12 protein-coding genes are annotated in these 14,757 nt (G+C 51.7%); 4 read left to right on the top strand and 8 right to left on the bottom strand.

Features of this window, described 5'->3' with window-relative positions; genetic code table 11:
• Positions 1 to 67: 67 nt before the first annotated feature.
• The 3 genes from AAEZ06_RS08030 to AAEZ06_RS08020 all read right to left on the bottom strand — a co-directional run bounded on the left by AAEZ06_RS08030 (position 68) and on the right by AAEZ06_RS08020 (position 5,849).
• Entirely contained in the window at positions 68 to 3,223 is a 3,156-nt protein-coding gene (locus AAEZ06_RS08030; protein WP_153326455.1) for a CusA/CzcA family heavy metal efflux RND transporter, read from the bottom strand.
• Positions 3,224 to 3,247: 24 nt separating this feature from the next.
• Positions 3,248 to 4,504, bottom strand: a complete 1,257-nt coding sequence (locus AAEZ06_RS08025; protein WP_090409085.1) for an efflux RND transporter periplasmic adaptor subunit — start codon at positions 4,502 to 4,504, stop codon at positions 3,248 to 3,250.
• A gap of 67 nt (positions 4,505 to 4,571) precedes the next feature.
• The gene (locus tag AAEZ06_RS08020) at positions 4,572 to 5,849 is read right to left on the bottom strand and encodes a TolC family protein (RefSeq protein WP_090409082.1); all 1,278 of its coding nucleotides are present in this window, start codon (positions 5,847 to 5,849) and stop codon (positions 4,572 to 4,574) included.
• Between the two features lie 401 nt (positions 5,850 to 6,250).
• Between AAEZ06_RS08020 and AAEZ06_RS08015 the strand changes: the two genes are divergently transcribed.
• Together AAEZ06_RS08015 and AAEZ06_RS08010 are read left to right on the top strand one after the other, a co-directional pair.
• Positions 6,251 to 7,597, top strand: a complete 1,347-nt coding sequence (locus tag AAEZ06_RS08015; RefSeq protein ID WP_026136728.1) for an OprD family porin — start codon at positions 6,251 to 6,253, stop codon at positions 7,595 to 7,597.
• Between the two features lie 496 nt (positions 7,598 to 8,093).
• Complete coding sequence (locus tag AAEZ06_RS08010; RefSeq protein WP_017736199.1) at positions 8,094 to 8,768, top strand: heavy metal response regulator transcription factor; 675 nt, start codon at positions 8,094 to 8,096, stop codon at positions 8,766 to 8,768.
• A gap of 257 nt (positions 8,769 to 9,025) precedes the next feature.
• Here the strand turns inward: AAEZ06_RS08010 and AAEZ06_RS08005 are convergent, their stop codons facing one another.
• Together AAEZ06_RS08005 and AAEZ06_RS08000 are read right to left on the bottom strand one after the other, a co-directional pair.
• Entirely contained in the window at positions 9,026 to 9,247 is a 222-nt protein-coding gene (locus AAEZ06_RS08005) for a hypothetical protein (protein ID WP_153326457.1), read from the bottom strand.
• Between the two features lie 941 nt (positions 9,248 to 10,188).
• On the bottom strand, positions 10,189 to 10,584 hold the full coding sequence (locus tag AAEZ06_RS08000) for a hypothetical protein (RefSeq protein ID WP_233099368.1): 396 nt from the start codon (positions 10,582 to 10,584) through the stop codon (positions 10,189 to 10,191).
• 335 nt (positions 10,585 to 10,919) lie between these two features.
• Here AAEZ06_RS08000 and AAEZ06_RS07995 point away from each other — a divergent pair, with 335 nt between their 5' ends.
• On the top strand, positions 10,920 to 11,375 hold the full coding sequence (locus tag AAEZ06_RS07995; RefSeq protein ID WP_017736196.1) for a helix-turn-helix domain-containing protein: 456 nt from the start codon (positions 10,920 to 10,922) through the stop codon (positions 11,373 to 11,375).
• A gap of 131 nt (positions 11,376 to 11,506) precedes the next feature.
• Here AAEZ06_RS07995 and AAEZ06_RS07990 read toward each other — a convergent pair whose 3' ends face one another.
• Positions 11,507 to 11,773 (bottom strand): YebG family protein, encoded by a 267-nt coding sequence (locus AAEZ06_RS07990; RefSeq protein ID WP_026136726.1) that lies wholly within the window; start codon positions 11,771 to 11,773, stop codon positions 11,507 to 11,509.
• Positions 11,774 to 12,431: 658 nt separating this feature from the next.
• On the opposite strand from AAEZ06_RS07990, the gene AAEZ06_RS07985 reads away from it, so the two are divergent.
• Positions 12,432 to 12,881 carry a phosphate-starvation-inducible protein PsiE gene (locus AAEZ06_RS07985; RefSeq protein ID WP_133102011.1) on the top strand — a complete coding sequence of 150 codons (450 nt, stop codon included), beginning with the start codon at positions 12,432 to 12,434 and terminating at the stop codon, positions 12,879 to 12,881.
• Position 12,882: 1 nt separating this feature from the next.
• On the opposite strand, the gene AAEZ06_RS07980 is transcribed toward AAEZ06_RS07985, so the two are convergent.
• Entirely contained in the window at positions 12,883 to 13,200 is a 318-nt protein-coding gene (locus tag AAEZ06_RS07980) for a DUF3509 domain-containing protein (protein WP_149411697.1), read from the bottom strand.
• 217 nt (positions 13,201 to 13,417) lie between these two features.
• The gene (locus tag AAEZ06_RS07975; RefSeq protein ID WP_149411696.1) at positions 13,418 to 14,713 is read right to left on the bottom strand and encodes a serine/threonine transporter; all 1,296 of its coding nucleotides are present in this window, start codon (positions 14,711 to 14,713) and stop codon (positions 13,418 to 13,420) included.
• Positions 14,714 to 14,757 lie beyond the last annotated feature (44 nt).

Raw genomic sequence — 14,757 nt, 5'->3', positions numbered from 1 at the left:
TGAAATATCGACCCTATAAAAACGAAAAAGCCCACAACTGTTGTTGTGGGCTTTTGTTTATCGGCTATCAGCTTTCTGCTTCATCGCCGTCATCATCCTTGCGGTGTGCCCATTGATACAGAGCAGGCAACACCAGCAAGGTAAGTGCGGTGGAGGACAAGATACCGCCGATCACCACTGTAGCCAGCGGCCGCTGAACCTCTGCACCGGTACCGGTTGCCAGTGCCATAGGTATGAATCCCAGGGATGCAACAAGGGCAGTCATCAGCACTGGCCGTAATCGAGTCAATGCGCCTTCATCAACTGCGTGACGTAGGGTACGCCCTTCCTCACGTAGTCCGCGGATAAAGGAAATCATTACCAAACCGTTCAACACAGCTACACCGGAAAGCGCAATGAATCCGACCCCTGCCGAGATCGACAGCGGGATATCCCGCAGCCAAAGCGCGACTACGCCACCCGTGAGTGCGAATGGGATCCCGGTGAAGACCAGCATGCCATCCTTGAGGTTGTTGAACATCAAGAACAACAACGTCATGACCAACAGCAAAGCTACCGGAACAACTACCTGCAGACGTTTGGCTGCTGACTGCAGTTGCTCGAACTGACCACCCCACGTGGTCCAGTAGCCAGCGGGAATCTCCACGCCGGTTGCCAGAGCACTGCTCGCTTCTTCAACAAACGAACCCAGGTCACGCCCCCGAACGTTTGCGCTGACCACAACAACACGCTTACCGTTCTCTCGGCTTATCTGGTTCGGACCTAGCTGCAGATCCAGGCTAGCCACTTGGGACAGCGGAATGAAGCCGATTTGATTCGCCCCTTGTGCCGCATTCGGCGGCACGGGAATCAGCAAGCCGGACAACCCCGCTACATCTGTACGCAGTGTTTCAGATAGACGTACCACCATATCGAAGCGGCGATCGCCCTCATAAAGCGTGCCGGCCTGACGACCACCTACTGCGATTGCAATCGCATCTTGCACTGCGCCGATGTTCAGGCTGTAACGTGCTGCCTTCTCCCGATCAATATTGATGGTAAGTACAGGCAGGCCTGTAGTCTGCTCTACCTTCACCTCCGAAGACCCCTGGACACCCTTTAATGCAGTGGCTATCTTCGCTGCTGTTCGATTTAGAACGTCCATGTCATCGCCGAACACCTTGACGGCCACGTCACTGCGGACACCCGAAATGAGTTCGTTGAAGCGCAGTTGAATAGGTTGGGACAACTCATAGTTGCTGCCAGGCACACTTGCTGCAGCTTTCTGAACTTCAGCAATTAGCTCTTCACGCGATCGATTGGGATCTGGCCACTGGTCTTTCGGCTTCAGCATCACGTAAGCGTCTGAGATATTCGGCGGCATTGGATCGGAAGCAATTTCCGCTGTGCCGGTACGGGCAAACATTCGCTCGACCTCAGGCACCTGCTCAATGACGGCTTTTTCCAAGCGCTGCTGCATGTCTACGGACTGAGTCAAGCTAGTCCCCGGTACTCGTAAAGCCTGCAGCGCAAAATCCCCTTCACTCAGACTCGGAATGAACTCACTGCCCATTCGGCTCGCGAGCACACCACTTAGAACGACCAAGGCTAGGGCGGCGGAAAATGCGATGCTTCTATGCTTAAGCACCCACTGCAGAACGGGAGCGTAACGCTGCCGTGCAATACGCATCACCATCCCCTCTTCTTCCTTGACCTTGCCTGTGACGAACATGGCAATTGCCGCAGGAACAAAGGTTACGGAGAGAATCATCGCGCCGACAAGTGCCATCACCACGGTAAATGCCATGGGGTGGAACATTTTTCCTTCGACACCGGTGAGTGCAAAGATCGGCAAATACACAACCATGATAATCAGCTGACCGAAGATCAAGGGGCGGCGAGCTTCCCGTGCAGCTGCAAAAACCTCGTGAAAGCGCTCGGCTTTGGTGAGCATCCGCCCATGCTTGTTTTGTGCATGAGCCAGCCGCCTGATTGCGTTCTCGACAATCACTACCGCCCCATCAACAATGATGCCAAAGTCGAGTGCGCCAAGGCTCATCAAGTTGGCACTGACCTTGTTGTTGAACATGCCTGTAAACGTGAACAACATGGACAACGGGATCACCATGGCAGTGATCAGTGCCGCACGGATGTTACCGAGGAACAGGAACAAGATAACGATTACAAGAATCGCCCCTTCAATCAGGTTCCTCTTCACTGTCGATATGGCTTTTTCAACCAAATTGGTACGGTCGTAGACGGTAACGGCAACAACGCCCTTGGGTAGGGTACGGTTAATGTCAGCCAGTTTGGCTGCAACAGCTTGAGATACTGTCCGGCTGTTTTCGCCGATCAGCATGAACACCGTACCCAATACAACCTCTCGACCGTTCTCAGTAGCAGCTCCAGAGCGCAGCTCTTTCCCGATGCTGACTTCAGCGACATTGCTGACTCGAATCGGCACGCCATCGACACTGGTAATCACAATATTGGCGATATCTTCGATACTGCCTACCTGGCCGGGTGCGCGGATGAGCAACTGCTCACCGCTGCGCTCGACGTAACCGGCGCCAACGTTGGCGTTGTTGCTTTCCAACGCAGCGACCAGATCATTAAGAGTCAGCTTGTAAGTGGCCAGACGTTTCGGATCCGGAGCAATCAGGTACTGCTTGGCATAGCCACCAATGGTGTTGATCTCGGCCACACCCCGGACGTTGCGCAATTGTGGCTTGATTATCCAATCCTGGATCACGCGCAAATCAGTTGGTGTATAGGCCGTACCATCCTCTTTGACAGCGCCTTTCTCAGTCTCGACAGTCCACAGGAAGATCTCGCCGAGACCCGTTGATACAGGCCCCATCACTGCGTCTACGCCATCCGGCAACTGCTCCTTCGCTACCTGCAGTCGCTCGTTGACCTGTTGCCTAGCGAAGAAGATGTCGGTGCCGTCTTCAAAAATGACGGTGACCTGAGATAGTCCAGAGCGAGAAAGGGAACGAGTCTGCTGAAGGCCCGGCAAGCCAGCCATTGCCGTTTCAACTGGAAAGGTAATTCGCTGTTCGGTTTCCAACGGAGAGTAACCAGGAGCAGCAGTGTTGACCTGAACCTGTACGTTGGTAATATCTGGTACTGCATCAATAGGCAGCTTTTGATAGCTGTAGACACCGATACCGGCCATGATCAGCACGGCTATCATTACAACGATGCGCTGCTCAATGGCGAATCTTATGAGACGTTCAAACATGTGGAATGATCCTGTCAGTTCGCATCAGTGACTGTGCTCGGCACTAGCCTTGCCGAGCTCGGACTTGAGCGTGAAGCTGCCACTGGCTGCCACTTGGGCGCCGGATTGGAGGCCTTCGGTTATTTCCACATAGCCACCTGCACGGCGACCAAGCGTTACCGTGCGAGTGTCAAATCCCTCAGTGGTCCTGACGAATACCGCAGGCTTTTCCTCAACGGTCTGCACTGCGGATTCTGGAACGGCTACGGCCACCCGATCAGTCTGTGAAGTGACCGCGATGCTTACGAAAAGGCCTGGTCGCCAGGCTCCATTAGGATTGGTCAGCGTGACGCGAACGGTCGCTGCACGGTTCTGCTCACCCAGGAGGCTGCCTACATAACCAACCTTGCCGTCCACCTCAGCCTTCATGTCAGGCGAAGAAACCTTTACCGCACGGCCTGTCACAACCTTCCCCAAATCGCCCGGAGGAACTGCGAAGGTTGCCCACACCTGATTGAGGTCTGAAAGAATGAAAGCGTTGGTTGCCTCGCTGACAACCTCACCGACGGTCAGGTGCTTCTCCACGACAACTGCGTCGAAGGGCGCGCGAAGCTCGTAGCGGTTACCGCCGGCAGAATTGACCGATGCCCCGATAGCTCCGACCTTTTGCTTAGCATTGGCCAAGGATATATCTGCCTCTTGCAACCCTTGACGAGCCTGGAGGTAATCCTGTTCGGCGGAGATTTTGTCCTGCCACAACTGTTTCTCGCGGTCAAAGGTCAAACGTGCCAGTTCTACACGTCGTTGAGCGGCTTGTTGCTCACTGCGTAGATCGGAGATCTGTTGACTCGCAATCACCGCAAGGACTTGCCCCTTCTTAACCGACTCTCCGAGGTTGGCCTGAACGCTTTCTACAACGCCAGGTACGCGAGGCACGACATGCGCTGTATGGTCCTCGTCAAACCGTATCTCGCCAGGAAAAGTCACGACAGTGCTAAGTTCACGGGGAGCCGCAGCTTCGAGGACGACACCGGCAGCCTTGATCTGCTCAGCGCTAAGCGTCATCTTGCCTTCTTCCTCCTCTCCCTTTTCGCTGTCGCTGTGGCCCTCCTCACCGTGGCCATCATCCCCCCCCTCTTCAGCGGGTGCTGCGGCAATCTTCTTATGCTCATGGCCGTCCTCAGCGCCGTGTTCGGCATTACTGGCTGGCGGCTGCTCAGAACTAGAGTTCCAGGCGAAGCTGCCAAATCCAAGGGCTGCCACAGCGGCTACCGCCAGTGCGATCTTACGTTTGTTGTCCATTGTTACTCCTGCTGATCGTAGGTAGCGGCTTATTCAAAGACGCGTACCGAGGAAAATGTCTAGGCGTTCAGCGAAAACTGGCATTCGATCCGACGTCGCCATAAACCCTTTCCACCTGCGCACGCGCATTGGTTGCAGCCGCCAACGAGTCGAGGTACTGGCCACGAGCGACTATCAAGGTGCGCTGCGCATCCAGCACTTCGATGAAGCCGAATTTGCCCATCTCAAATCCACGCGTTGCGGTATCCACGGCCAGTTGAGCTGAAGGCAGAATCGTCTTGTCGTAAGACTCGACCTCTTGCATGGCGGTAGCCCACTGGTTAACTGCGGTTTGGGTTTCGGAGCGTAGCCTTAGCTCTACAGCGTTTCGTTGGTCTCGGGCCTGATCTGCGCGGCGAGAAGCGGAAAGAATGTTGCCCTGATTACGATCAAAGAGCGGCAAAGGCATCGACAGCCCCACGAGGTTGACCCGCTCGCGAACAGACCGGTCATATTGGCTACCCACACTCACAGTGAGATTCGGGATACGTTGGGCCTTTTCCGACCCGAGTGAGGCATCGCTCTTGTCTATTTGAGCAAGCGCCTGTCGCATCTCTGCAGTTTGATCAAGCTTCGCCAATAATTCTGCGGCCTGCGGCGGAATGCCGGGAGATAGGTTTGGCGAGTCCAGACGATCAAATGCAGTAGCCGAGCTGCCTATTACCTGGGCCAATTGCTGGTAAGCCGTTGACTTCGCTGTTTCAGCGCGCCTTACCTGTAACTTGGCTTCAGCCAACTGCACCTGGGCGCGCGTAGCCTCCACCGGTGAGGACTTACCGGCGCGCACCCGACCATCGACTATGCGCAGACCGCGTTCGGTGAGCTCCAAAGATTGTTTTGCCAGGTTCAAGCCTGTCTGAGCCCTTAAGGCGGCGTAGAAAAACTGGACAACATCCGCACGAAGACTATTGACTCGTCGGTCCAGCTCTAGCTGCGCGACGGTTTGACCGTAGGTGGCAACTTCGATACGAGCACTTCGTTTGCCACCCAACTCTAAAGGCTGACTAAGGGTGACTGTGGTCGTGCTTGTATTACGACGGGTGTCTTCCACGTCATACGAAATTTCAGGATTAGGGATGAGTCCCGCTTGCTTGCGAACTCCTTCCGAGATGCCGATTTCCTGACGCGCAGCTGCAAGATCGGGGTTAGCATCCATTGCAGTGGAAAGCGCTTCGGCCAGGCTAATACTCTGAGCAAATGCGGCTGGCACGATCGCTCCTGAAAGGAGCGTACAGAATGCAATGGCTCTCAAGGGAAAGACAAAGACAGAGGTTTTAGATAAAACGTTGTGATTATACCAGGGCACTTTATGGTCCTCGTGCACAAACTTTGATAAAGCTTGGCGAGAACGTATTTACAGCCGCCAAGCTCCACTGGATCAGGTGATGGCACTCTAATCAGCGATCGCTATCAGTGGGGTGGCTGTAAAATTACAATTTCGTTAGAAAGTACGTTCGACATTAAAATTTCCCGCCCAGTTGCGCGCGGGACAAGCTATTGAGTAAATCAGTCCGCAGCTACAAAACGTCCTTAAATACGACAGATAACAATTAGATTGCCAAATTGTAATTTTTCTATCACCAATCCGTTATCTTTGATCTGCAACTATCATGTCAGGTCCTACGCAGGTGCCCGGCCGGGCCACAAAAAAAATATAGCCGTGTCGGTAAATCAAAATAAAAGCTGCCGTAATCAAAGGGGCATCAAATGAAAATTAAAGTACCGTTGTGTGTGTTGGCAGCTTCTGCTTTTTCCATAAGCTATACAGCTATAGCAAACGCGGAAGATAAGTCATCAGAAGGTTTTATTGACGGTAGCAGCCTCACTGTTTTAAACCGAAACTTCTATTTCAATCGTGATAATCGCAGCTCTTCTGCGCCAACGTTCAATAGCGGCAAGGGAAACACCAACGGATATTCTGAAGCTTGGGCGCATGCGATAATTTCTAAATTCAACTCGGGCTTCACCCAAGGCACCGTCGGCTTTGGTTTAGATGCCTTCGCTATGATCGGCCTCAAGCTCGATACAGGCGATGGCCGTAACGGCGGCCGAAGCTCCTTCGATGTGTTGCCAGTTGATGGAAAGGGCCAGGCCCGTGATGAATACACGAAGGTTGGGGGGGCTGCCAAAGTCCGCCTGTTCGATACCGTAGTGAAATTGGGTGATGTCTTCCCAGCGACACCAGTCGTTGCATCAGGAGACGCACGTCTACTGCCAGAAAGCTTCCGCGGTGTAACGGTTGAAAACACCAGCATGCAAGGCCTCACCCTGCAGGGTGGCAGACTACACGCGATGAGCCAACCAGTATCCAGCGACCTGAACGATAACTTCGTGACCTTCTATGGCGGCCCAGTCAACTCGCCTTGGATCGGTTACGGTGGCGGCGATTACAAGGTCAACGACAGTGTTACTGTAAGTCTCTATGCCAGCCAGCTAAAAGATGTATGGAATCAATACTACGCCGGGACAAGCGTCTCCTACCCGCTTAGCAATGATTTGACCCTGATCAGCGGCTTTAATTACTATAAAGCTGTTGACGAAGGCAAGAAGCGTTTGGGTGAGTTCGATAATAATATCTGGAGCGCCAAGCTCGGCGTCAGGTATGGTGCACACACCCTCGCACTGTCGCATCAGCGTAACAATGGCGATGACGATTTCGACTATTTACGTCAATCAGACTCGATATTCGTCGACAACTCAATTCAGTACAGCGATTTCAACTCGCCAAAAGAACGCTCTTGGATGCTGCGCTACGACCTAAACATGACCGACTACGGTATTCCAGGCCTTTCGTTCATGACTCGCTATGCCAAAGGCTCTGGCGCGGACTACTCTAATGCCAATCAGTTTTACATGCGTACCGATGACAATGGCAATCCGCTCACCAATCAAAAACGTTGGGAGCGTGACATTGAGGTTAAATACGTAGTGCAAACAGGAGCTGCCAAAGACCTTTCTTTGAGATTGCGCCAAGCAAATACACGAGCAACTGCTTTCGAATCGGATTTGGATGAAGTGCGCCTGATCGTTGAATACCCACTTTCGGTACTATAAGCTATTGCGTTGCTCTGCTACTCCTCCAGCCGAAACTTCTGAAAAGCAAATCGCTAGTTCAACGAATTCACCTTGAGTTGCTTAAATGCTCCTTTGGTAAAAGGTGAATATTTTACGCCCTTCGGGGCGTTTTTTTTTACTAAAATTCCAATACCTGTTCAAGGATGTGCATGGCATCCCGATGGAGTTCATGGCTGCACCAGTGGCCCACGTCCTCAACGTGAGAGTCGACCCCATCATCTGAACGGAACAGAGCGACCACGACAAATAGAACAACCCAATATTTCATAAGGTAAATTCACCTAATGGGGGAGGGTCCGCAATTGACAAACCCAGATGGCGACACATTAAACTGCGAGGTTATCAAGCGTATTGCTTAACAATTACAAGTCCGTTATTTAAGCCACGGACAGTTAGTTTTGATTTACCATTCCCCCCAATGATGACTGCGCACTTGCGTGGTTAAAACTGCTGAGTAATATCGAGACAAAATCCAATGCGAATTCTGGTAATTGAGGATGAAGTAAAAACTGCTGAATATGTACGCCAGGGCCTCACTGAGTGCGGATATGTAGTGGATTGCGTACATACCGGCTCTGACGGGCTATTTCTGGCCAAGCAGCACATGTACGAACTCATTATTCTAGATATCAATCTTCCAGAGATGGATGGCTGGCAAGTTCTAGAACTATTACGACGGAAAGATTGCTCTTCGCGTATTATGATGCTCACTGCCCGCAGCCGACTAATCGATAAAGTCAGAGGTTTGGAGAATGGAGCTGATGACTACCTAATTAAACCCTTCGAATTCCCCGAATTGCTTGCTCGAGTTCGCGCATTGATGCGTAGGTCGGATAGTGCTGCATCTGTAGAAATCATTCGCGTAGCTGACCTTGAGTTGGATCAAAGCCGCCACAGAGCGTTCAGAGATGGTCAGCGTATAGACTTAACAACAAAGGAGTTTGCTCTGCTGCACTATCTAATGCGGAATACGGGCATTGTTCTGAGCCGCACACAAATCATATCCCAAGTGTGGGATATGAATTTTGACTGCGACACTAATGTCGTTGAGGTTTCCATAAGAAGACTTAGAGCCAAGATGGACGACCCTTTTGAGAGTAAGTTAATTCACACACTTAGAGGCGTGGGATATGTTCTAGAAAAACGCTAGATTTACATTATTAAAAATAATGAACGTGCGAATAATATTTGATGCCTTCAAATAATGCCCCGTTCAAAATCTTTGGTAGCAATATAAAGCGCTCAAATTCAGACTATTAAAAGTGTTCGTTCAGGAGGGTGTTTTTAGCAGAGCAGTCAGGAAAGCCTTAAATTTTAATATGTCGCCAAATTCATGCTCCCAAGTGGCGCTCCGCAGATTTACTACTTTGAGATTGACATCATCGAAATGGCGCCGCCATAGGGCAATTACTTGTCGAATACTGCAGAGAAAATCTTACTGCCGCCTTGTTGTTGGTCTTGTAAAGACCTGTAAGCCTTCAGCCACTTCCCGGCCTCCCGCTCAGCTCTTGTTCTCTCGAACAGCATCTGGGCGTGAGACTCAAGTGCTAACTCAAAGCGCTTCTTAAGATCAATGTTTTCTTGTTTTATCTCTTCAATTTTTTTGGCAGCCTCACCACGTTGAGGCAATTTTCTTTTTCCATTTTTTAAAACTATATCCCTCACTTAATAATATTTAGTATTTGATCGAGCTATGAGGGATCGAGACCTACCAGTCTCGTCGTCTACGGCGGACAACGTGAATTCTACCTTGGCTTTGCGCTGCATTTCTAAATTTTTATGATTACGGGGCACGTTGTTTACCAGCCTCTCAAAAGCCTTGCTTATAATATCAAACTCGTCAATAGAGCGTTTTCGAAAATTAGTCATTGATATTAAATTGCCGCCTATTCCGACTAATTACCCAAAGACAAAATCCTTATAGTTTTTCGCCTGTTCAGCCTGTTTACGGATAACAGCGAATGAAGATTCACTCTTAGGCATATCCGAAGTCAAGAAATTCGAATATTCTGAATATCGATATTTCCAGAATGATAAATGGCTTCTGTTAATAATAAAACATTGACATCCTAAACATACGCTAAGCTGCTGAGCTTTATAATTAGGTGCTCTACCTATCGGGGGCCTTCTTCCGCATACCCGATGTCACTGCATCTGCGAATCATCTAGAGGAAGACCAGTGGCGTGCGGTGCGAACCAGATAACCAATCCTTTTTCAAACAAAAAAGTGTCTAACATCAGCCCATCCTTGGGCCTTATTTTGACCCTTTTGCTATCGTGGATACCACATAAAGCGTTAACCAAAGTAGGAGAAAATCCTCTTCTAACAACAAACTTTGACTGGCGGGAGGAGGCCGCCATAACAACCACTGTCGAGTCCGCGACTAGACAATAGGCGCGTCCAGGAAAGTAAAATCCAACCTAATCTGTTGCCGCTGACCGAAAACTGACCCATTGGGTCAGTTTTCAATCGGCGCCAACATACGACAATTTCGCGGGCATCCGACAGAGCTTCGGCGGCACGTTTGAAATCTGACATCAGAAAGCTCCTCGGTAAGGAGCCACGAGACTTAAGCGAACTTGGGTCTGATCGTCGACTTGCGCCTCAGGTAGAGGGGAGCGTACATCTGGTGACTGGCTGATTTGGGAGCCGGCACTGATATCCTAGGGCGGTGATTTTCCAAGCGCTTTTTCGAGAACCACACCTGTGATGTCTTTTTTTTGCGAAGGTCCAGCTCTCCCATTTTGTAAACACCGCGAGAGGTGCGATATACAACAGCACTTTCTTGAGTTGCTATGCCTTGGAAGCAAATAATTTGGTCCAGGTCCTCCAAACTCCATCTGCCGGAACGGGTCAGGGCTGGTGGGCACAGCATCTGCACGTGACTGATGACAACGTCAGGAGCAGCATTCATATAGTACTGAAGTTCATACGCACAGCTGACCATCGCAGCGCGATCACTCATCTCTGTCTGGGCTGAGGTAATGGTGATAAGAAATCCCACCCCCTCTAGTTCACAGTGTGTCCTAGTGAAAACTTTACGTTCTGCAGGGTCAAGTATGTATATCAATTGCCAACCCATTCCCGATTCAGTCCGTGCCGCTCGTACACTCACAGTGGAAAAATATTCGGTATCGCAGGACTCATCTCGACTGCGTTGTGAGTGTTTGAGGATTTGTAGAACGTTCCTGGAAGGATGAGGATTCCAAGCTTACGCGCTATATATGCATTTTATACCCCCACGATGTGATGCGTCAAAGCATGGCTTTATTCTCTCTTTTGTGAGTACACGGAAGAGAGATGGATTATTTGGAGGCTTTGGGGCAGGTCATAAGGGAAGTCCGGGTTGCTGCTGGGCTCAGTCGAGAGGGCTGTGCACAAGTCCTAAATCGAGATCATCTTGCCAAGGTCGAACAAGGACGCCTGGCCATTTCTGTTCTCAAACTCTATTCTTTATGCGAATGCCTAGGCATCTCCCTCAGCCTTGTGCTTATGGCTGTGGAGGCGCGCATGGTTGGTATCGACCTTGAAGCCTATCGGCATCAGCAAGAACGTGATTTAAACCGACTTGTCGGAGCTGGCCTGCTGAGTAGTGTTATCAATCATGGTGCGAGCCGCGGGGTACGTGGAAAGCGGGCAGAAGATAATCGTTTGGCCATCCAGACTTTGCAAACCGAAGGATTAGCAAAAATGGAGATCGTTCGTAGACTGGGTGTCAGTCGCGCCACAGTCGACCGTTATTGGCTGAAGCGATAAGCGACCAAACACTCCCGAGGGGGTTGTAATTTTAAAAATATTCCAAACATTCCCATTACGCTGGAGCTTAGTTTGCATAAGCTCCAAACGCTTACTAAACGGTCAATCACGTTCGAAGGCTCTGACCTATTTCATCCTTCAGTACCAGTGGCTTCAGAAAGCTCGCTCAAAGCGCCCACATTGTTTTTGAAAGCTGCTGCAAACACTGAGCGATTTTTAGCCATGTAGATGCTCACATCCTCTGCGTGTTTCTCAGATAGCCCCGGTACATGCTTCATCAGTGTGTCCGTCAGCAGCTCCGCCAGCTCAAGCATTTGATCATGCGCATCAGCGAGTTTGCGATCCACAAAAGTAGTCTCCAGGTCTCGGGTACTGCGATAAAGAGTCTCAACTGCCATTTTGGCCTCGTCGTCTGTCTGTCCAGCGTGTATGAGAAAGCATTTGTTCAAATCAAATGCTGGCCGATGAATCTTGCGAACTGTTGCGCTAAAGCCCTACGAGCTAACTAGGCAGGGTGGCAAAAGCGAAAACTAGGCAGGATAATTGGTTTCGAAGGACAATATTTCTCCATCTGGATACTTAAGCTGCTGATACTACGACAGTTTTAGATGCAGCTACCCCGACCAATGGCCTATCTAGGCAGTCCGCTAGTCCGCAAAACGATATACAAACGCTCCAGATCTCGGCTGCTGCGGTATACCACTTCGACGGCCATTCACCACCTCACATGCCTTCACGATAGTTGTCTATTGCGACTACTGTATTTATATACAGCGAAAAGGATAAGCCAATCCACGGGGTTTGGATAGCAGCTTTTTAATGTAGTCGGGAAATGACATTTGTCAGCTGCCTGATTGCCGCATCGATGCACCGTGACAGCAATATAAATGCCTCATATCATCCCGCCACTCTCTCATTTTGCGGTCTCTGGCCTTTTTTCTGCATGCAGAGAAATCGTCATATCCCCCCGTCATTATCCGGTCGGGGCGATTTGCAGGAAGCGTGGCGTGGGCATCGGCTTGCGGTTGGTTAATTTTTGTACGGTGGTGGTGAGCAATGACAGAGTTGAAATGGGCTGAAAAACTGCGCAAAGGTTTACATGCGAACGCGGATTCGCTGGGCAATCTGGCGGTAGAGGCGTTTCACTATCTGGCGCTTTTCGGTATTGGCGCGATCACTGCCTATGCAGCGGTTCTGACCTTTATCGAGATGCTGTCCAAGGGCAGCATCAAGGTTGATGACATTTTGCTGCTGTTTATCTATCTGGAATTGGGGGCGATGGTCGGTATCTATTTCAAGACCAACCATATGCCCATCAGGTTTCTGCTTTACGTGGCCATTACCGCATTGACGCGGCTGTTGATCGGCGATGTTTCGCACCATAACGCCCCGGACCTGGGGATCATCTACCTGTGCGGCGGTATTCTGCTGTTGGCTTTTGCCATCCTGGTGGTGCGTTTTGCATCGTCCCGATACCCGTCTGTAAAGGATAAGTCGGAGCAGTGAGTTAAATCCCGGCAGCCAGCGGCGGCTGGCGGTTGGGCGGTCGTTGCAACACCTTGTGATTATCCCCATCCGTCATCACCGCCAGAATCTCCATGGCGCTATGCCCCTGTTCGATGGCAATACCGAACTGCACACTTTGCACCAGCCGCTTGAGTCGTTGCGGGTCGTTGCGTTGTGCGGCGCTGATCATGCGTTTGGCGACCACGCCGTCATCGTCGGAGAGGGTCAGCATAATGCTGCCGTCCAGGCGCTGGATGCTCAGGTTGACCCGGTATTTGGGCGCGAACGTGTCAGTGATGACCTGAAAAGGATTGTCCATTATGCGTTACCGCCTGATAAGAACATGCAGTCATTGAGGGCCGGTGTCGGGATTAGTTCGTGCTACCTGACCACCGGCCATTCACTCGCTGAGGTTTTCACAACGTCCGTTTTCCTCAGTGCTGTACAGCAAGGTGCGTGCCGTATAAGGCGCCGCCTCGACATTGCGGCATAAAAAAGGAGAGCCCTGAGGCCCGCCTTTTCAGAGGTGATCCGTTTCAGGGCGTAAACGAGAAAACGATCGCAGACAGCGCAATCAGCCCGATCACCACCACGAACACGTTAGATACCTGGCCCGAATACTGGCGCAAAGATGGCACTCGACGGATCGCGTACATCGGCATCAGGAACAGCAGGCAGGCGATGATCGGCCCGCCCAGGGTTTCGATCATGCCCAGGATGCTCGGGTTGAAGGTCGCCACAGCCCAGCAGGTCAGGATCATGAACAGCGCGGTGCAGCGTTCCAGCCAACGGGCAGACAGGGTTTTATTACGGCTGCGCAGGGATTTGACGATCAGGCCCTGGAAGCCTTCGCTGGCGCCGATGTAGTGGCCCAGGAAGGATTTGGTGATCGCCACCAGTGCGATCAACGGCGCGGCGTAGGCAATGAGCGGGGTCTGGAAGTGGTTCGCCAGGTAGGACAGGATCGAAATGTTCTGGGCTTTCGCCGCTGCCAGGTCGGCCGGTGACAGCGCCAGTACGCAACTGAAGCAGAAGAACATCACCGTCAGCACCATCATGCAGTGGGCGATGGCCAGGATGCCGCTGCTTTTACGCTCGGCTTGAGGGCCGTAAACGCGCTTCTGGTCGACAGCAAAGGCGGAGATGATCGGCGAGTGGTTGAAGGAAAACACCATCACCGGGATCGCCAGCCACAGGGTCTTGAAGAACAGCGGCAATGGCATGCCTTCGCTGGCGGAGGCGAAAAATGCGCCGTTCCAGTTGGGGATCAGGCTCAGGCCCAGTAACAGCAAGGCGGCGACGAATGGGTAGACCAACACGCTCATGGCCTTGACGATCACACCCTGGCCGCAACGCACGATGGCCATCAGGCCAAGGATCAACACCAGCGACAGGATCGCCCGGGGCGGCGGCGTCATGTGCAGTTGGTGTTCCATGAAACTGCTGAGGGTGTTGGTCAGCGCCACGCTGTACACCAGCAGGATCGGGAAGATCGCGAAGAAGTACAGCAGGGTGATCAGCTTGCCGGCGCCGATGCCGAAGTGTTCTTCCACCACGTCGGTGATGTCGCCGGATTTACCCGACAACACAAAGCGCGTCAGCCCACGGTGGGCGAAGAAGGTCATCGGAAAAGCCAGCAATGCCAGCACCATCAACGGCCAGAAGCCGCCGACTCCGGCGTTGATGGGCAGGAACAAGGTGCCAGCACCGATGGCGGTGCCGTACAGGCCGAGCATCCAGGTAGTGTCGTGTTTGTTCCAGCCTGTTGTAACGGTGGTCGGTGTCAGGTCTACAGCGGGATTTTCGACAGCAGGTGTACGTACATCGGTCATCGTTATTGCCTCGTTATTGTTTTTACACGGGCTCACGTGGGGCG

Origin of the sequence: Pseudomonas sp. HY7a-MNA-CIBAN-0227, assembly GCF_040310325.1 — a bacterium.
Taxonomy (GTDB): domain Bacteria; phylum Pseudomonadota; class Gammaproteobacteria; order Pseudomonadales; family Pseudomonadaceae; genus Aquipseudomonas.
This window is presented reverse-complemented; position numbering and strand designations above follow the sequence as displayed.

Bases quoted from the DNA above. Each gene is read 5' to 3' on its own strand.
- AAEZ06_RS07985 (WP_133102011.1), top strand. From the start codon at position 12,432: ATGACAGAGTTGAAATGGGCTGAAAAACTGCGCAAAGGTTTACATGCG.
- AAEZ06_RS07975 (WP_149411696.1), bottom strand. From the start codon at position 14,713: ATGACCGATGTACGTACACCTGCTGTCGAAAATCCCGCTGTAGACCTG.
- AAEZ06_RS07980 (WP_149411697.1), bottom strand. From the start codon at position 13,200: ATGGACAATCCTTTTCAGGTCATCACTGACACGTTCGCGCCCAAATAC.
- AAEZ06_RS07990 (WP_026136726.1), bottom strand. From the start codon at position 11,773: ATGGCAGTTGAGACTCTTTATCGCAGTACCCGAGACCTGGAGACTACT.
- AAEZ06_RS08015 (WP_026136728.1), top strand. From the start codon at position 6,251: ATGAAAATTAAAGTACCGTTGTGTGTGTTGGCAGCTTCTGCTTTTTCC.
- AAEZ06_RS08025 (WP_090409085.1), bottom strand. From the start codon at position 4,504: ATGGACAACAAACGTAAGATCGCACTGGCGGTAGCCGCTGTGGCAGCC.
- AAEZ06_RS08030 (WP_153326455.1), bottom strand. From the start codon at position 3,223: ATGTTTGAACGTCTCATAAGATTCGCCATTGAGCAGCGCATCGTTGTA.
- AAEZ06_RS07995 (WP_017736196.1), top strand. From the start codon at position 10,920: ATGGATTATTTGGAGGCTTTGGGGCAGGTCATAAGGGAAGTCCGGGTT.
- AAEZ06_RS08000 (WP_233099368.1), bottom strand. From the start codon at position 10,584: ATGAGTGATCGCGCTGCGATGGTCAGCTGTGCGTATGAACTTCAGTAC.
- AAEZ06_RS08010 (WP_017736199.1), top strand. From the start codon at position 8,094: ATGCGAATTCTGGTAATTGAGGATGAAGTAAAAACTGCTGAATATGTA.